Origin of the sequence: Selenomonas sp. oral taxon 920 (genome assembly GCF_001717585.1) — a bacterium.
GTDB lineage: Bacteria > Bacillota > Negativicutes > Selenomonadales > Selenomonadaceae > Centipeda.
Genome location: NZ_CP017042.1, coordinates 2174297 through 2190271 on the forward strand (window position 1 = coordinate 2174297; position 15975 = coordinate 2190271).

A 15975-nucleotide genomic window follows, 5' to 3' on the forward strand; every position below is an offset into this window, starting at 1 on the left:
TCAATCGCAGGGGGGCTGCTCATTCCGCTTGCGAATCCCATCGAGAAGCAAACGCGTCTTGAGCGCAATGTTCTCCTGAAACGTCAGATCCAGCTGACTGAACGCCGCTGCCTGATAGAGCGAGTGGAACATCTCCGCGATCAGATCGACCGGCACATCACTGCGGATCTCCCCCGCTGCCTGCCCCTCACGAATGATCTCTGTGAACACCTGCTTGATCTGCGGTGCCATACGGCTGCCCGATGGATTTTCCCCAGATGCGTGCGGGGGTATGCCCTCAGCAGCATGTGGTGCACCATGATGCGACGCCGAGAGAAAGAGCGGCATGACGTAGCGGTTCTCATCGAGGAACTTCGCCGTCACACGCGCCCCCACCTCAAGAAGTTCGAGCGACGTGCGCTCCGCTGCACGTGCCTCAGCGAGAGCCATGCGGATCGTCTCACCAAGACGCCCGAGCAGGGAGAACAGCAGATCCTCTTTCGAACTGAAATAATTGTAAAAAGTCCCAATGCCGAGATCTGCGGTGCCCATGATATCCGCAACCGAGGTCTCCTTGTAGCCCTTCTTCGAGAATTCGCTGATCGCAGCTTCGAGAATCGTGCGTCGCGACTGCAGCTTCTTGCGCTCCCGACGTCCCATTTTCTCCTCCAAAAGAACTTCACCCTTTCTTTCGTCCTGTGGAACTATATTATAGCGAAAAATTTCATATTTGAAAAGCAAAATATGAATCTCGTTCATATTTTCATTCTCAATGCGTTTATTGAGAATAACAAAAAAGACGTCGGCATATGCCAACGTCCTGCATTCGATGTATGGTGACCCAGGAGGGACTCGAACCCCCGACCCTTTGATTCGTAGTCAAATACTCTAATCCAACTGAGCTACTGAGTCACGTGTCTCGCGACTTGATTATAATAGCAGATATGGGGAGGGCTGTCAAGGAGTTTTTTAGAAGTACCCCTGTCCTCCAGCGGAGCAGGCCATCACGCCATCTCACCCCACACACCGTCTTTGTAGAGGTGCGTGAGCCGCACGGGAACAATCTCGCCGCGTGTCACGGGCGCATCCGTATAGACGCGCACATACGTCTCCGTCAGCCCGTCCGTCACGCCGTCCTCCGTCGTTTCAAAGAGCACCTCTTGGGCAGAGCCGAGCTGCGTGCGGTGATACGCCTCTGCCAGTTCCTCCGCGAGTGCCTGCATCCGTGCCGCACGCTCCCTGCGCACCATCGGCGGTACCTGATCCGTGCGCCGTGCCGCGGGCGTCCCCTTGCGCGCCGAATACGGAAAGACGTGCATCCGCGCAAATCCCATCGCACGCACGAACGCGAGCCCCGCCGCAAAGTCCTCCTCCGTCTCCCCCGGAAAGCCCACGATGATGTCCGTCGAGATCGCCACCCCCGGCACCGCCGCACGCACATCCGCGACGAGCTGTGCGAACTGTTCCGTCGTATAGTGACGGTTCATCGCGCGCAGCACGTTATCACTCCCCGCCTGCAGCGGCAGATGCAGATGCGCCGCGAAACGCGGCTCTGTCCGCATCAGTTCGAGGAGCTCCGCTGAGAGCTCCACCGACTCCAGAGAACCGAGCCGCAGCCGCCGCAGTCCTTTCTCCGCGAGCGCCGTGCGGCACGCGTCCGCAAGCGTCGGACGTGCCACGAGATCAATCCCATACGCCCCGAGATGGATGCCCGTCAGCACCACCTCGTGAAATCCCGCCTCCGTCAACAGACGCATCTCGCGCGCGACGGCAGAGAGCTCGCGCGACTTCACGGGGCCGCGCGCATATGGGATGATGCAGAACGTGCAGAAATTCTGGCAGCCGTCCTCGATCTTCAGGAACGCGCGCGTACGGTGCGGCATAGCGTGCAGCGGGATATCCTCAAAGACGCGCGCCTGCATGATATCCGTAATTGTCCCCGCCACCCCCGTATCCGCACGCAGGGATGCCTCCACATAGTCCACGATGCGCGCGCGCTCCTTCGTCCCGATCACCACGCGCACCCCTTCGAGTGCACGGATCTCCTCAGGCGCGACCTGCGCGTAGCAGCCTGTCACCGCAATGCAGGCAGCTGGATTCGTACGCGCTGCGCGGCGGATCAGCTGGCGCGACTTGCGGTCGCTCAGATGCGTCACCGAGCACGTATTGATAACATACACATCCGCCGCCGTCTCAAACGGCACGACCTCATAGCCGCGTGCGCGGAACAGCCCCTCCATCGTCTCCGTCTCGAACTGGTTCACCTTGCAGCCGAGCGTCATAAACGCAGCCCTCACATCGCACCTCCTCCACAAATATTTTCCTATTCTACCACATAATTGCTGCGCGCAATAATTTTTTCTCGGAAAACTAATGACATTTTTGCAAAAAACGATATAATAGTATGTAGGAAATTATTCCCACGACCATGGAAGGGGGAACATATATGGCGACAATCACACAGATGACCGGCGCCGCGCGCAGCATCTACAGCTCGCTCTACGCGAACAACTCGCGCACGGACGCAACGGCAGCACTCTTCGCCGATCAGAACCGCAAACACCGCGGTTCGAGTTACTACTCCACACAGTACAGAGGCACGGAGTCCAGTGCAAAGGAACTGCGCTCCATCATGGATATTGCGAATCAGGCACGCAGCCTGCGCAAGTCCTACGCGGAGACCAGCTCACGGTTCTACGCCGAGTACGACTCGAACATGAAGGATCTCCGGAAGTCCGCCGGCAAACTCAGCAATACGGACTTCCAACTGAGCAGCACCGACATCACGACCAACGCAGACGGGTCCAAGACCTACAGCGACCGCCTCAAAAGCGCCATCAGCAACGTCAAGGATCTCGTCAGTGAGTACAACGAGACGAATGACTTCCTGCGCGAGAACAAGAGCCTCGGCAAGGGTGTCCGTCAGCTCACGACCGAGTTCTCTGACACCACGTACAAGGCGGACTCCTATGCCAAGATGGGCATTACCGTCGATGCCAAAACAGGTAATATGAGCGTGAATGAGAGCCGCCTGGCCCGTGCTCTCACGGACTCCCCCGCACAGTCCGAGGCAATCCTCGGCAGGGGCGGACTCGCCGGACGTGCCGACCGTCACGCACAGTATGCCCAGATGGCACGCAGCCGCGTCATCCCCTCGATGGAGCAGGCGATCGGCAGCCAGCTCAACTACGCGTCGAACCTGCTGAACGGCAGATCGCTGCCCACCATGTCGCGCTACTCGAACATGCTGAACCTCTTCAGCATCTACGTCTAAGGAGACAGTAAAATGGATCTCACAATGGATATCGCACAGATGTCGGTCGGTATGCACCAGATGCAGGCACAGCAGAGCCTTGGCATCGCCGTCGCAAAGATGGCAATGGACTCCGGCAAGGACGCTCTCGAACTCATCGAGGAAAGCACTGCAAGCCTTGACCCGAGCCTTGGAAACAGCATCGACGTATCTGCATAAACGGGAACCACATAATCCCCCTTTCCAAACAAGCGGAAAGGGGGATTTCTTTACAGGAAGTATGAATTGCTCCATCTAAAAGCATTTTCAGGTGCTGTCTATAGACACAATAAAAATCCCCCTCCCTACGGAGGGGGATTTTCTTATGCGGCGCATGCCGCAGATTGTGACGTGATTCTCTTAGAACAGGAACTCAACGCGGCCGAAGAGGTGCGAAACCTTGTCGCTCGTGTCGAGAATGTTCTTGCCCTTGAAGTACTTCGCGGAGAGGATAACGTTCTTCCAGAGCGTGTAGTTCGTTCCGAGCTCGATACCTTTTGTCTGGAAGAGAGCACCATCCTCTGTTGCAGCCGGAGAAGCCGAACCGAGGTAACGGTACGCAACATATGCGCCCCACGAACCCTGATCCTCAGACGATGCGCCCTTGTAGTCCAGACCGAACTGATAGGACTTCTTCATCTTGGACTCTTTTGCATCGTTCATGCGTGCATATGCACCCGAGAGCTGAACGTTCTTGTCGAAGCGGTAGCCCGCATTCACTGCCCAGACAGCTGCCGTCGTGTCGTTGGCGTTCTTGAGCTCGCCCTTGAGTCCATCGGACTTGAAGCGATAGTATGCGAGACCGGCGAGCCACTTGTCGCTGTTGTGCTGAAGCTCTGCACCCTGATAGTTCGCATGTACACCATCAAGGTCATTCACCTGACCAGCCTGCAGCTTGACGCTGACATTCTTGCCGAAGCTGACCTCTGCACCCGAGAACTCACGGTCGAGAACGAGGTTGCCCGCACCCGTGTAGCCCTCAGCGGAGGCGAGCTCCATCTTGCCGAGCTTTACCATGAAGCTGTCATAGTCGCCCTGCGCCCATGCGCGCTTCAGCTGAACGCGTGCCTGATCCTTGTCATCGTCATCAATGCCGCTGTCCTTCTTCATGTTGGTTGTTGCATCGAGACGTGCATTGACCGTCCAGTGGTTGTTGACCTCAGCCGTCGGCTCAAGGCGGAAGAGGAGAAGATCGCTGTTGATCTTCTTGTGCTTATTTCCTTTGGAATCCTCAAGCGTGTCGCCCGTCTCGCTGCGCTTGCTCTCATAGGTATACTCGAGCTTGCCGTTCCACTTCACCATGTCAGCGTGCTTCTCGAGGTTTGAGACGCGAACGCCGAGGTTGTTGAGCTCGTCAGCGAACTCAGCAGCGAGGCGGTCAACGAGCGCACGATCCGAAGCGGACATATCGCCCTTTGCCATCGCCTTCGCCGTCATCTGCGCCATCTCGTAACGCGTGATGTTGCGGTCGCCGCGATACGTGCCGTCGCCGTAGCCCTCGATGACGCCATCGGAGGCGAGCTGCGTCACAGCATCGTATGCCCAGTGATCACGGGGCACATCGGAGAACGGGTTCGCAGCTGCGAACGTGGTGCTTGCTGCACCGACAACGAGAGCCGTTGCAAGTGCGGATACGAGAGTCTTCTTCATGAGAAACTCCTCCTTCTGTAAAACAGAAAACATCTGATTTCCAAAGGAGCGAGATTTCGCAAAAGTTTCCATGTTTCCTTTTCGCGATCCATTCTCTTCCCTTGGAACGATTTCATCATAGCACGTCCCGATATAAATTGCAAGTACCAATCGTCAAAAAATTTTATAGCAGGTTATAATTTTCGATTTATGTTTGTTCATCTGAAAACAAAGCAAAACGGATGCAGACATTCTGCATCCGCGCAAAGAGGCAAACTCACTCCATACAGGAGGGTGTCTATTTTATCAGCGTTTTCCTAGTGGTATTACTTTTCGTAATGTCCACGACAGGAGGCAATGTGAATAATCCCGTTTTGTTCATAATAAACAATACGATTCGTCTCATCAATACGTCTGCTCCACCATCCGCGAAGATTTCCTTTCAGCGGCTCCGACTTGCCAAGCCCATCGAGAGGACTTCTCTGAATATCGCGGAGATGGCATTGAGCCGTTTCAGTGTCTTTCGATCCTGCGTCTGCCAGTACAGATACTCTTCCCACGCACGATCTTCCCAAAGCAGCCCCATCAATCTACCTCAATCAACTCATGCTCAGAAAAATGTGCCTTCCCCATCTCAATATCACGCTTCAATTCTTCCAAGTAACGGATATTGCTTGGCGAATAAAACGGATCATTACTGCGTTCCGCCGAGATCTCGAACGGGATTTTGCGCTCGCGCACCGCTGTCTTTGCAAAGACGCAGAACGCAGTCGTCATCGTCATCCCGATCTCGGAGCAAAACTCATCAAACTGCCGCTTGAGGTCCGCATCCATACGGATGCTCACACTTGCCTGTGCCATATTCTCACCTCCTTTCTATTTTATTACATTGTATGAAAATATTTGTACGTTGTCAATTTATTTTGACGCAGATCGTTCCCCCACCAGTGCCACGGGAGACGGGACACGGATGCCGCGGGAGTTCGTGAAGATCTCGACGCGGACGCCGAACACGTCGGCAATGCGTTCCTCCGTGAGCACGTCGGCGGGCGTACCCGCATGGACGACGCGCCCCCTCTGCATCAGGACGATCTCGTCGGCATACTGCATGGCATGCGCCATATCGTGCAGCACCATGAGGATCGTCATACCATGTATGCGGTTGAGCTGTGAGATGATCTCCATGACGCGCAGCTGATGCGCCACATCGAGGTAGGTGGTCGGCTCGTCGAGGAGCAGGAGGCGCGGGCGCTGACTGAGCGCCATCGCAAGAAAGACGCGCTGCCGCTCGCCGCCCGAGAGGGTATGCACCTCGCGCTCCGCAAATGCGGAGACGTGCGCGGTCTCCATCGCCCACGCGATTGCCTCTCTGTCCTCCGGGTCTGAGCGCGTCTGAAAGAGGTTCGCATGAGCAAATCGTCCGTACGTTACAAGCTGCTCCACAGTCAGCCCCTGCGCTGCCGTACGTTCCTGCGGCAGGATGGCACGCACGCGTGCAAGCTCCTTCTCGGTGTAACTGCCGAGTTCGCGTCCATCCAGCTGAATCTCGCCCGTATAGCGGCGGTTCAGTCCGGCGAGGGCACGCAGGAGGGTGGTCTTGCCCGCGCCGTTGGGGCCAACAATGGCAGTGCGCCGCCCTGCGGCGATATCGACGCTGAGCCCGTGCAGGATCTCCTTGCCCGCAATTTTGACGCTGAGATCACGCGCCATAAGTCCCGCACTCATAGCTGCCTCCTCAGAAGATAGAGAAAGAACGGCGCACCGACTGCAGCCATGATGATGCCCACAGGAAGTTCCAAGGGAGCAAACAGCAGCCGTGCCGCCGTATCGCTGAGGGTGACGACGGCGATGCCGAGGAGCGCCGCCGCAGGGAGCAGGAAGCGATAGTCCGCTCCGATCATGAGGCGCGCCGCATGGGGAACAATCAGCCCGACGAAGCCGAGGAGTCCGACCACAGAGACGGCGCTCGCGGCGAGGAGCGCGGCGACCGCCGTGAGAAGGATGCGTGTGCGCTCGACGGCGAGCCCAATGCCGCGTGCCATGTCGTCGCCGAGCTGCAGGATGTTGAGCCGCTGCGCGGCGAGGAGCGCGAGGAGTCCCGCTGCGACAGTGTACGGCAGCAGCATCTCGACGTGCGGCCAGCTGCGCGCGGAGAGCCCTCCGACCATCCACATAAGTGCGCTGTGCACGCGGTCGCTGTAGAGGATCATCAGCGCGGAGATACCCGCGCCGAGAAACGCTGACACGGCAACGCCCGCGAGGATGATGCGCGTCGGGCGGATGCCGTCGCGCCACGCGAGGATATAGATGAGGAGTGCGGCAAGCATCGCGCCGCCGAACGCGGCAGGGGTGATGAGCCACGCCGCCCCCGGCAGCATGAGCATGATAAAAATGCCCGCAAGACCCGCACCGGACGAGATGCCGATGATGTGCGGGTCGGCGAGCGGATTTCTGAGGATCGCCTGCAGGATCGCCCCCGAAAGAGAGAGGTTGATGCCGACGAGTGCGGCGACGATGGTGCGCGGAAGGCGGATGTTCCAGAGGATCTGTGCGTTTGCTCCGCTCTGTGTGCCGCTCAGGATGCCGATGATCTCCCCAATGGGGATGTCAACAGACCCTTTCGCGGCAGAGAGGAGCATTGCAAGCACCGCAAGCACGGCAAAGAGGACGAGGAGCAGGATGCGTTTTTTCATGGATAGACAAGCCTCGCCATGTACTGTACTGCCTTTGGGTAGTCGATGCCGGGGCTGAACAGGAACATCTCCTGCGGCAGGTAGTAGACGCGTCCGTCACGGATCGCGCCGACGCTCTGCCACGCGGGGCTCTCCGCGAACATCGCCTCCATCGAGGCGCGGATCTCCGCCTCCTCACCCATGCTCGTGACAAAGATGATGTCGGGGTTCTGCGCGACGAGCGTCTCCATGCTGTAGGGCGCGGCATCGGGGTTCTTGTCCAGCGCGGGCATCCCCGCCGCTGTGTTCTCCCAGCCGAGGATGTTTGCAATGTTGCCCGCAATGCTGCCGTCAAGCTGGACGGAGAGGCCCTGTCCCGTGCTGTGGATGATGGCGACACGCTTTTTTTCCTGCGGGATGGAGGCGCGGACGGCTTCGATGTCTGCATCCATCTTGCGAATGAGTTCGTCCCCCTTTGCCTTCTCGCCCGTGAGCGTCGCAAATGTTCCGATCTCGCGCTTTACGTCCTCGAAGCTCTTCATGTCGAGGATGAGTGTCTTGATGTTGTTCGCGGCGAGGGTATCGACGAGCTTCTCATTCATTCCTTTGTTTAGGATGACGAGGTCGGGCTGCAGTGCGATGATCTTCTCCGCGTCGATCTGGTAGACTCTGCCGATGCTCGTGACATCCTTCGCCGCATCGGGGATCTTCGACTTTGAATCGGGGCGGCCGACGACACTGCCGCCGACGGCGTAGAGCGGCTCGAGGAAGGAGGCGGAGGTGACGACAATGCGCTCGGGCTTCTTGTCAAATGTGACGGTGCGCCCGTTGTCGTCCGTAATGGAGGCATACGCGCCGGCCGCATTCGTATTCTCCGCCGCAGGTGTGCCGCAGGCAGTGAGAAGAAGTGATGTCGCCGTGAAAAGGGCAAGTGCCCACTGTTTCATCATGTCAGCTCCTCCGTGTAAGGATGGTGGAGAGGTAGTTCAGCTTCTCATCCGCGTGGGCTTCGAGGTCGTAAATGATGCGCTCGTCGTCGAGCCCCGCACGGCTGACCAGCACCGCCTCCTTCGTCATGTTGTTGCGCCGCAGGAGGTCGATGATCTCAGCGGAGTTGTGGTAGACCTTCATGACAACGGCACTGCTCGCGACCGCCATGACCTCCTCAAGGCGCTCCTGCTCCGCCGTGCCGGGGATGATGGCGAGCACGTCGTTGCCCTCCACGATTGGGCGGCCGACGCGGCTGCCGATGGCGATAAAGGCAGGTATGCCGGGGATGGTGACGATGTTCACGTCCTCATGTTCGAGGAGACGGAACACATAGATGTAGGTGCTGAAGAACATGGGATCGCCGAGCGTCAAAAAGGCAACGTTTTTGCCCGCATTCAGGAGTGCAAGGATCTCCGCCTTGTTCGCCTCCCACGCGCCCGTGTCTTCCGCGAAATCCTTTACCATCGGAAAGACTTGGTAAACGATCTCGATATCTTTTTTCAGGTACGGGCGTGCGATTTCGAGAGCGACACTGCCGTCCTTCTTCTCCGTCTTGGGGGCAATGAGGACATCCGCCGCCTCGATTGCCTTGATTGCCTTGACGGTGAGAAGCTCGGGGTCGCCGGGGCCGACGCCGATGCCATAGAATGTTCCGCGCATAAAATCTTCCTTCCATGTAAAAATAAACATTGTTTTCGCTCCGGTGGAAGAACAGAGCGAGATCTGGAATCAAAAATCCTCCCTCATAGTACATATGAAGGAGGATTTTGTCAAATGCAAAGCGTTGTCTTTAGGCGTATTTTCACTTAAAAAACGCTGTTTACATCAGCATCGCGAGCATCGTACCTGCCGCAACCGCGGTGCCGATAACCCCGGCGACGTTCGGCCCCATGGCGTGCATGAGGAGGTAGTTGCCAGGCTTTGCCTTGATGCCGACGATCTGGCTGACGCGCGCCGCCATCGGAACAGCGGAGACGCCCGCAGAGCCGATGAGGGGGTTGACCTTCCAGCCCGTCGCACGGCACATGATCTTGCCGAGGACAACGCCCGCCGCCGTGCCGAAGATGAATGCGACGAGACCAAGGCAGATGATGAGAATGGTCTCCTTGACGAGGAAGCTCTCCGCGCTCATCGTGAGACCCGTGCCGAGTGCGAGGAAGATCGTGACCGTGTTGATGAGGGCGTTCTGCGCCGTATCGGAGAGACGATCCGTCACGCCGCTCTCGCGGAAGAGGTTGCCGAGCATCAGCATGCCGAGCAGTGCCGTGATGGACGGCAGCAGCAGACTGATGAAGATGGTCGAGACAATCGGGAACGCGATGCGCTCGAACTTCGTGACCTCACGAGCCTGCTCCATGACGACCTCACGCTCTTTCTTTGTGGTGAGGAGCTTCATAACGGGCGGCTGAATGAGCGGCACGAGTGCCATGTAGGTGTATGCCGCAACGGCGATTGCACCGAGGAGATGCGGCGCCATCTTGGTCGCGAGGTAGATCGAGGTCGGACCGTCCGCGCCGCCGATGATGCCGATGGAGCCCGCTTCCTGTGCCGTGAAGTCAAGCATCATCGCGCCGAGCAGGGCGACGAAAACACCGAACTGTGCCGCCGCACCCATGAGCAGGCTCGAGGGCCGTGCAATCAGCGGACCGAAGTCCGTCATCGCACCGACACCGAGGAAGATGAGCGGCGGGAAGATCTCGTATTTGATACCCATGCCGATCGCGGACATGACTCCCGGCTCCTCAAAGCCGTTGAACGGAATGTTCGCGAGGATACAGCCGAAGGCAATCGGGCTCAGGAGCAGCGGCTCGAAGTCACGTGCAAACGCGAGGTAGAGCAAGACAAGTCCGACACCAATCATGATAACGTTGCCGCCGCTCATGCCGACAAATCCGCTGCCGTCAACAACTGCCTGCAGGGAGACAGTAAACGCATTGATAAAATCCATAATCTGTCACTCCCTTCTCAGCGCGGCGTGCGCATACCCTGTGTGCGTCCGAAGTTGCGCCATGCAGGCTGCTCTGCCGGACGGATCGCGTGGATCTGCTCGGCGCTGTAGCCACAGGCGGTGACGGCAGCCGCAATAACAGCGACGGTCTCCGTGCTGAGCCCTGTGGGTACGGCAGGGGCAACGGGGGCTGCGGGGGCAGGCGCGGGAGCGGCAGGGGCGGATGCGGGCGGCTCCGCCTTCTTCTTCGTCGGGTCAAGCAAATGGGTCAGCTCGATGAGCCCCCAGATCGCTGTCAACACAGCAAAGACGATGACCATGTTGATGACCATGATGACAAAAGGATTGTCGGTTACGGGTTGATGCATAAACTCACCTCATCTTGTTTTTCGCCTCGTGAACGCCGCCGCATTACCCGTATACGGAGACAGGCCGAGGATCTTTATGTATATTGTGAAAATAGCGCTTTCGTTATTATGCTGGATTTCAGATGATTTTACAAGTTTTATTTTCGTTTTTCCTTATGCAACTTTTGCATATTTCCTATAAATACGGCGTTCAATCCGCACGTGCCGCGTCGAAGGCGCGCTTCACCGCGGCATAAATTTTATCATAACTGTCTCCCGGCTGCGCCTCGTAGAGCTTTTCCCCGTCCATGAAGATGCTCGGGACGTAATAGTACTCCCCCGCGAACGGCTGCACCTGTTCCGGTTGTTTGTTCTCGTCAAGAAATATGACGCACACGTCCTCATCATAGCCCTCGGCACGCAGCGCATCCATTGCACGATGCGCGTTTGCACAGTAGGGACAGCCCTCCATCTCGATCATAATCAGGTGTTTCATGGCAGTTCTCCTTTCGGAAGTTAGGAACAATAAGCGATGTCTATCATAGCACAAAGTTTTATCTAATGCAAAAAGGCGGCAAACACCTCGTTGCCGACCTTCATGCCTTCATTCGTCAGAGCGACGAATCCGTCTGCACGGCGCAGCAACCCCTGCGCGATATATTTCTCAATCACCGCTCCATAAACAGTATCAATGTCCACACCAAATGCGCGTGAAAAATCCGCCGTATCAATCCCCTCTCGTGTGCGCAGTGCGAGAAAGGCGTACTCTTCCATTGCATTCGTGCGGGTGCGCTCCGTATCCTCGGGCGTGCGGACACTCCTGCCCGTCTGTATGGCGCGGATGTACTTCTCCGTGTCAGGTTCGTTGCCCAAGCGTACGCCGTCCACATAGCCGTGCGCCGCTGCGCCGACACCGAGGTAGGGAACGTTTCTCCAATAGCCGAGGTTGTGACGGCTCTCACAGCCCTGCCGTGCAAAGTTCGAGATCTCGTAGCGCACATAGCCGCGTGCGGGAAGTGCCGCCGTCAGCCAGTCGTACATCTCCTCCGCCGCGTCCTCTGTGGGAAGCGCAAGCTTCCCCTGTGCCTCTGCCGCAGCAAACGGCGTTCCCTCCTCGACGGTCAGCCCGTAGACGGAGATGTGCTCAGGGACAAGCGCAAGTGCTTCGTCGACGCTTTTCTTCAGGTCATCGAGGGTCTGCGTCGGAAGACCATACATCAGGTCGAGACTGATGTTCTCGAACCCCGCCGCACGCGCCGCGCGAAATGCCTGCTCCGCCTCCGCAGCTGTGTGGATGCGCCCGATGACGCGAAGCAGACGATCGTCGAAGCTCTGCACACCAAGGCTGAGACGGTTTGCCCCCGCCGCGCGAAGCTGCGTGAGATACGCTGCGTCCACGGTACCGGGATTCGCCTCGACGGTGCATTCCACAGGCGTTCCCGCCGCCGTGCGAAGCGTCTCCAGAATTCCGGTGAGCAGTGCAGCGGGCAGTGCCGTCGGCGTGCCGCCGCCGAGGTAGACCGTTGCCGCATCGCCCCACCGCGCACGAAGCGGCGGCACCTCGCGCAGGATCTCTGCCCGAAGCGCCGCCGCGTAGTCCTCCATCTCCGCGCGCGTATCTTTTCCGACGGCGGAGGAAATGAAGTCACAGTATGCACATTTTTTCACGCAGTAGGGGATGTGGGCATAGATGCCCCATTGTGTCGCCTGTGCGTTATTCATCAATTTTCAGCACCGCCATAAATGCCTCCTGCGGGAGCTCCACACTGCCGACCGCCTTCATGCGCTTCTTGCCCTCCTTCTGCTTTTCGAGGAGCTTGCGCTTGCGTGTGATGTCGCCGCCGTAGCATTTCGCAAGGACGTCCTTGCGCCGCGCGCGCACGTTCTCGCGCGCGATAATCTTGCTCCCGATCGCCGCCTGAATCGGGATCTCGAACATCTGCTGCGGGATGATGCCCTTCAGCTTTACGGCAAGCTGACGGCCGCGTGCAACGGCGCGGTCACGGTGAACAATGGTCGAGAGGGCATCCACGGGGTCGCCGTTGAGCAGGATGTCGAGTTTGACGAGGCTCGATGTCTGGTAGTCGATGAGCTCGTAGTCGAGGGAGGCATAGCCGCGCGTAGCGGATTTCAGCCGGTCGAAGTAGTCGTAGAGAATCTCGTTCAGCGGGATGTGATAGATGACGGTAACGCGCGTCGCGTCGAGGTAGTCCATGGTCTGGAACACGCCGCGCTTCTCCTGCGAGATCTCCATAACCGCACCGACGTAGTCCTTCGGCACAATAACGGTCGCCTTGACACACGGCTCCTCGATGTGGTCAATCTCGGTTGTCGGCGGGAGGTCTGCGGGGTTGCTGACCTCCACCATGTTTCCATCCGTGCGGTAAACGTGGTAGACGACGGAGGGAGCCGTCATGATGAGCCCAAGGTTGTACTCGCGTTCGAGGCGCTCCTGAATCACGTCCATGTGGAGGAGCCCGAGGAAGCCGCAGCGGAAGCCGAAGCCGAGTGCAATCGAGGTCTCCGGTTCAAAGACGAGCGCCGCATCGTTGAGCTGCAGCTTTTCCAGAGCCTCGCGGAGGTTGTCGTAGTCCTTGCTGTCCTCGGGGTAGAGCCCGCAAAACACCATCGGCGTCACGCCGCGATAGCCGGGCAGCGCCTCGGCAGCAGGGCGTTCCGCGCTTGTCACGGTGTCGCCCACACGGACATCGCGTACATCTTTCAGTGCACCCGCGATAAAGCCGACCTCGCCCGTTCCGAGCGCCCCCGTATCGACGGGCTGGGGACGGAAGCAGCCGACATCCGTCACGTCGAAGGTCTTGCCCGTCGCCATGAGCTTCAGCTTCATTCCTTTTTTGATCGTGCCTTCTTTCACGCGCACGTTCGCAATCACGCCCTTGTACGGATCGAAGTACGAGTCAAAGATCAGCGCTCTGAGCGGTGCCTCGGGGTCGCCCTCCGGCGGCGGGATGTAGGCAACGACGGCATCGAGCACCTCCTTGATGCCGATCCCCGTCTTTGCCGAGGCGAGGACGGCGGCACTCGTGTCGAGTCCGATGCTGTCCTCAATCTCACTCTTTACGCGGTCGGGTTCGGCGCTCGGCAGGTCAATCTTGTTGATGACGGGCACGATCTCGAGGTCGTGCTCGAGCGCGAGATAGACGTTCGCAAGGGTCTGCGCCTCAACGCCCTGCGCCGCATCGACGACGAGGAGTGCGCCCTCGCACGCGGCAAGGCTGCGCGAGACCTCGTAGTTGAAGTCGACGTGCCCCGGTGTGTCGATCAGGTTCAGCTCGTACAGCTCCCCATCCTCACCGCGGTAGTCGAGGCGCACGGTCTGTGCCTTGATCGTGATGCCGCGCTCGCGCTCGAGATCCATGCTGTCGAGCACCTGTGCCTCCATCTCGCGCTCAGAGAGCGTGCCCGTATACTCGATGAGGCGATCGGCAATGGTGGATTTGCCGTGGTCGATGTGGGCGATGATGGAAAAATTGCGGATATGCTTCTGATCCATAGTGTTCCCTTTCCCCTGCTTTTTTGCTTCCTTATATAATCACATCGAACACGTCGCGCTGCGTGTTTGTGACAAAAATCTCAATATCGCCGCGTTCGGACGCAAGCTCTGCCTGCAAATGCTCGGCGAGGACAGGCAGGACGGGCACCTCTGTGCCGAAGTGCCCCGCATCGATGATGTGCATGCCCTGCTCGACGGCACGCTGCGCATCGTGGTACTTCACATCGCCCGTGACGTAGACATCCGCGCCGAGGCGGACGGCATTGTCGATAAAGTCCGCGCCCGCGCCGCCGCAGACAGCGACGCGCCGTACGGGGCGCGCGGCAGCAGAGGCAAGGCGCACATGGCTGATGCAGAGGCGTTCCTTCACTGCGCGGGCAAAGTCCTCGATGCTCGTCGGAGCAGGAAGAACGCCGACACGGCCGATGCTCTCGGTCACGCCGCCCTCCTGACTCGTAATGACGAAGGAGGAGAGTTTTTCCAGCCCGATCTGCGCGGCGAGCACATCGTTCACGCCGCCGTGCGTGACATCGAGGTTCGTGTGCGCCGCCGCGACGGCGATGTTGTGCGTGAGGAGGGCGGCAAGCCGCCGCCCGAGCGGGAGATCGGTGCGCAGCTGCTTGATGCCGCGAAAGATCGCAGGGTGGTGCGCAACGATCATATCCGCCCTGCGTTCGATGGCTTCCGCGGTGACCGCATCGTCCACATCGAGGGCGACAAGCACGCGCTCGACTTTTTGCGCATAGCTGCCGACGAGAAGTCCGGGGTTGTCCCAGTCCTCCGCGAGGCGGCGCGGCGCGATGCGCTCAAGCGCGTTCATGATGAGCTGACAGCTGAGCATGGGGATCTCCTCTCAAAGCAACGCAAATACTGTACGCAGCGCTGCGAGACACGATACGGTCTCACGATATTCCGCACTCCGCCGCGCTGCACTGCTCACATTCATCCCGTCGGCGGCGCGGGCGAGCTTTGCAATCTTTGCCTCAATATGTTCCCGCAGGAGAGGGTCACGCTTTGCAAAGAGCCGCACCCCGATGTGGAGAAGCACGTCGTCAGGCATCTCTGCCGCGCCGCGCTCGGCACGGATGATCTCGTAGAGACGGCCGCCTGCGCGTGCAAGCGTCTCGTCGACGATGTCCCAGCCATGTGCATAGAGCCAGCGGCGCAGTTTCGCCGCACCGTTCATGGGCTGCAGGACGAGGGTCTGCACGCGCGTGAGGACGACGGGCGCGCCTGCAAGAATCTCCGCAATGAGAGCCCCGCCCATGCCCGCAATGACGATGGACTCCGCCTCGCCAGGCACGAGCACGCTCAGCCCGTCGCCCTGCCGTACGTCGATCTGTTGTGTGAGGCGCTGCGTCCGAACGGTGCGCCGCGCTGCCGCACACGCGCCCGCGCTGAGGTCGCCGACGACGGCACGCGGGGCAATGCCGTCCATAACGAGCGTGGCGGCGAGGTAGGCGTGATCGCCGCCGATGTCCGCAACCGCCGTACCGTGCGGAACGAATGCGGCAATCGCCGCAAGCCGTTCATCGAGCTGCATACACGCCCTCCCTTTTTTGACAGACATAAGAAAGGAGTGTAACTGCTGCGTTACACTCCGT

General features: G+C 58.9%; 19 protein-coding genes and 1 tRNA gene. 2 read left to right on the plus strand and 18 right to left on the minus strand.

All coding sequences use genetic code 11. From position 1 onward, the window contains the following. From BCS37_RS10355 to mtaB, 3 genes are all read right to left on the minus strand, one after another. A complete protein-coding gene (locus tag BCS37_RS10355; RefSeq protein WP_069181595.1) occupies nucleotides 1-639 on the minus strand; it encodes a TetR/AcrR family transcriptional regulator in 639 nt (212 codons plus the stop codon). Nucleotides 640-813: 174 nt separating this feature from the next. Next, a tRNA-Arg gene (locus tag BCS37_RS10360) sits at nucleotides 814-891 on the minus strand. A gap of 92 nt (nucleotides 892-983) precedes the next feature. Next, on the minus strand, nucleotides 984-2276 hold the full coding sequence (gene mtaB / locus BCS37_RS10365) for a tRNA (N(6)-L-threonylcarbamoyladenosine(37)-C(2))-methylthiotransferase MtaB (protein WP_069181357.1): 1293 nt from the start codon (nucleotides 2274-2276) through the stop codon (nucleotides 984-986). 149 nt (nucleotides 2277-2425) lie between these two features. On the opposite strand from mtaB, the gene fliD reads away from it, so the two are divergent. Together fliD and BCS37_RS10375 are read left to right on the plus strand one after the other, a co-directional pair. Continuing rightward, entirely contained in the window at nucleotides 2426-3253 is an 828-nt protein-coding gene (fliD, locus tag BCS37_RS10370; RefSeq protein WP_069181358.1) for a flagellar filament capping protein FliD, read from the plus strand. 12 nt (nucleotides 3254-3265) lie between these two features. Then, on the plus strand, nucleotides 3266-3451 hold the full coding sequence (locus tag BCS37_RS10375) for a YjfB family protein (protein WP_069181359.1): 186 nt from the start codon (nucleotides 3266-3268) through the stop codon (nucleotides 3449-3451). Between the two features lie 180 nt (nucleotides 3452-3631). On the opposite strand, the gene BCS37_RS10380 is transcribed toward BCS37_RS10375, so the two are convergent. From BCS37_RS10380 to BCS37_RS10445, 15 genes are all read right to left on the minus strand, one after another. Further along, a complete protein-coding gene (locus BCS37_RS10380) occupies nucleotides 3632-4921 on the minus strand; it encodes an S-layer homology domain-containing protein (RefSeq protein WP_069181360.1) in 1290 nt (429 codons plus the stop codon). A gap of 305 nt (nucleotides 4922-5226) precedes the next feature. Then, nucleotides 5227-5388, minus strand: a complete 162-nt coding sequence (locus tag BCS37_RS12385) for a Txe/YoeB family addiction module toxin (protein ID WP_442984044.1) — start codon at nucleotides 5386-5388, stop codon at nucleotides 5227-5229. Then, nucleotides 5343-5486, minus strand: a complete 144-nt coding sequence (locus BCS37_RS12390) for a type II toxin-antitoxin system YoeB family toxin (protein WP_442983887.1) — start codon at nucleotides 5484-5486, stop codon at nucleotides 5343-5345. Before BCS37_RS12390 ends, BCS37_RS12385 begins: the two co-directional genes overlap by 46 nt. Next, a complete protein-coding gene (locus BCS37_RS10390) occupies nucleotides 5486-5761 on the minus strand; it encodes a type II toxin-antitoxin system RelB/DinJ family antitoxin (protein ID WP_069181361.1) in 276 nt (91 codons plus the stop codon). The genes BCS37_RS12390 and BCS37_RS10390 overlap by 1 nt, the downstream gene beginning before the upstream one ends. Nucleotides 5762-5818: 57 nt before the next feature. Then, entirely contained in the window at nucleotides 5819-6625 is an 807-nt protein-coding gene (locus BCS37_RS10395; RefSeq protein WP_069181362.1) for an ABC transporter ATP-binding protein, read from the minus strand. Beyond that, the gene (locus BCS37_RS10400; protein ID WP_069181363.1) at nucleotides 6622-7593 is read right to left on the minus strand and encodes a FecCD family ABC transporter permease; all 972 of its coding nucleotides are present in this window, start codon (nucleotides 7591-7593) and stop codon (nucleotides 6622-6624) included. Before BCS37_RS10400 ends, BCS37_RS10395 begins: the two co-directional genes overlap by 4 nt. After that, nucleotides 7590-8522, minus strand: a complete 933-nt coding sequence (locus BCS37_RS10405; protein ID WP_173862601.1) for an ABC transporter substrate-binding protein — start codon at nucleotides 8520-8522, stop codon at nucleotides 7590-7592. Before BCS37_RS10405 ends, BCS37_RS10400 begins: the two co-directional genes overlap by 4 nt. 1 nt (nucleotide 8523) lies before the next feature. After that, nucleotides 8524-9222, minus strand: a complete 699-nt coding sequence (gene cobI / locus BCS37_RS10410) for a precorrin-2 C(20)-methyltransferase (protein ID WP_069181597.1) — start codon at nucleotides 9220-9222, stop codon at nucleotides 8524-8526. A gap of 160 nt (nucleotides 9223-9382) precedes the next feature. Then, nucleotides 9383-10510, minus strand: a complete 1128-nt coding sequence (locus tag BCS37_RS10415; RefSeq protein ID WP_069181364.1) for a sodium ion-translocating decarboxylase subunit beta — start codon at nucleotides 10508-10510, stop codon at nucleotides 9383-9385. Between the two features lie 17 nt (nucleotides 10511-10527). Then, nucleotides 10528-10878, minus strand: coding sequence for an OadG family protein (locus tag BCS37_RS10420; protein WP_069181365.1), 351 nt, complete (start codon nucleotides 10876-10878; stop codon nucleotides 10528-10530). A gap of 190 nt (nucleotides 10879-11068) precedes the next feature. Further along, nucleotides 11069-11353 carry a glutaredoxin gene (locus BCS37_RS10425; protein ID WP_069181366.1) on the minus strand — a complete coding sequence of 95 codons (285 nt, stop codon included), beginning with the start codon at nucleotides 11351-11353 and terminating at the stop codon, nucleotides 11069-11071. A 62-nt stretch (nucleotides 11354-11415) separates the two neighbouring features. Beyond that, complete coding sequence (gene hemW, locus BCS37_RS10430; RefSeq protein WP_069181367.1) at nucleotides 11416-12579, minus strand: radical SAM family heme chaperone HemW; 1164 nt, start codon at nucleotides 12577-12579, stop codon at nucleotides 11416-11418. Then, nucleotides 12572-14371 (minus strand): translation elongation factor 4, encoded by a 1800-nt coding sequence (gene lepA, locus BCS37_RS10435; RefSeq protein WP_069181368.1) that lies wholly within the window; start codon nucleotides 14369-14371, stop codon nucleotides 12572-12574. Before lepA ends, hemW begins: the two co-directional genes overlap by 8 nt. Nucleotides 14372-14402: 31 nt before the next feature. Further along, nucleotides 14403-15212: a Nif3-like dinuclear metal center hexameric protein gene (locus BCS37_RS10440; RefSeq protein ID WP_069181369.1), complete on the minus strand. Its 810-nt coding sequence runs from the start codon at nucleotides 15210-15212 to the stop codon at nucleotides 14403-14405. Nucleotides 15213-15224: 12 nt separating this feature from the next. Next, a complete protein-coding gene (locus tag BCS37_RS10445; protein ID WP_069181370.1) occupies nucleotides 15225-15914 on the minus strand; it encodes a tRNA (adenine(22)-N(1))-methyltransferase in 690 nt (229 codons plus the stop codon). Between the last annotated feature and the right edge of the window lie 61 nt (nucleotides 15915-15975).

Coding starts and splice junctions, on each gene's coding strand:
- BCS37_RS10355 (WP_069181595.1), bottom strand. CDS start 639: ATGGGACGTCGGGAGCGCAAGAAGCTGCAGTCGCGACGCACGATTCTC.
- fliD (WP_069181358.1), top strand. CDS start 2,426: ATGGCGACAATCACACAGATGACCGGCGCCGCGCGCAGCATCTACAGC.
- BCS37_RS10375 (WP_069181359.1), top strand. CDS start 3,266: ATGGATCTCACAATGGATATCGCACAGATGTCGGTCGGTATGCACCAG.
- BCS37_RS10380 (WP_069181360.1), bottom strand. CDS start 4,921: ATGAAGAAGACTCTCGTATCCGCACTTGCAACGGCTCTCGTTGTCGGT.
- BCS37_RS12390 (WP_442983887.1), bottom strand. CDS start 5,486: ATGGGGCTGCTTTGGGAAGATCGTGCGTGGGAAGAGTATCTGTACTGG.
- BCS37_RS10390 (WP_069181361.1), bottom strand. CDS start 5,761: ATGGCACAGGCAAGTGTGAGCATCCGTATGGATGCGGACCTCAAGCGG.
- BCS37_RS10395 (WP_069181362.1), bottom strand. CDS start 6,625: ATGAGTGCGGGACTTATGGCGCGTGATCTCAGCGTCAAAATTGCGGGC.
- BCS37_RS10400 (WP_069181363.1), bottom strand. CDS start 7,593: ATGAAAAAACGCATCCTGCTCCTCGTCCTCTTTGCCGTGCTTGCGGTG.
- BCS37_RS10405 (WP_173862601.1), bottom strand. CDS start 8,522: ATGATGAAACAGTGGGCACTTGCCCTTTTCACGGCGACATCACTTCTT.
- cobI (WP_069181597.1), bottom strand. CDS start 9,222: ATGCGCGGAACATTCTATGGCATCGGCGTCGGCCCCGGCGACCCCGAG.
- BCS37_RS10415 (WP_069181364.1), bottom strand. CDS start 10,510: ATGGATTTTATCAATGCGTTTACTGTCTCCCTGCAGGCAGTTGTTGAC.
- BCS37_RS10420 (WP_069181365.1), bottom strand. CDS start 10,878: ATGCATCAACCCGTAACCGACAATCCTTTTGTCATCATGGTCATCAAC.
- BCS37_RS10425 (WP_069181366.1), bottom strand. CDS start 11,353: ATGAAACACCTGATTATGATCGAGATGGAGGGCTGTCCCTACTGTGCA.
- hemW (WP_069181367.1), bottom strand. CDS start 12,579: ATGAATAACGCACAGGCGACACAATGGGGCATCTATGCCCACATCCCC.
- lepA (WP_069181368.1), bottom strand. CDS start 14,371: ATGGATCAGAAGCATATCCGCAATTTTTCCATCATCGCCCACATCGAC.
- BCS37_RS10440 (WP_069181369.1), bottom strand. CDS start 15,212: ATGCTCAGCTGTCAGCTCATCATGAACGCGCTTGAGCGCATCGCGCCG.
- BCS37_RS10445 (WP_069181370.1), bottom strand. CDS start 15,914: ATGCAGCTCGATGAACGGCTTGCGGCGATTGCCGCATTCGTTCCGCAC.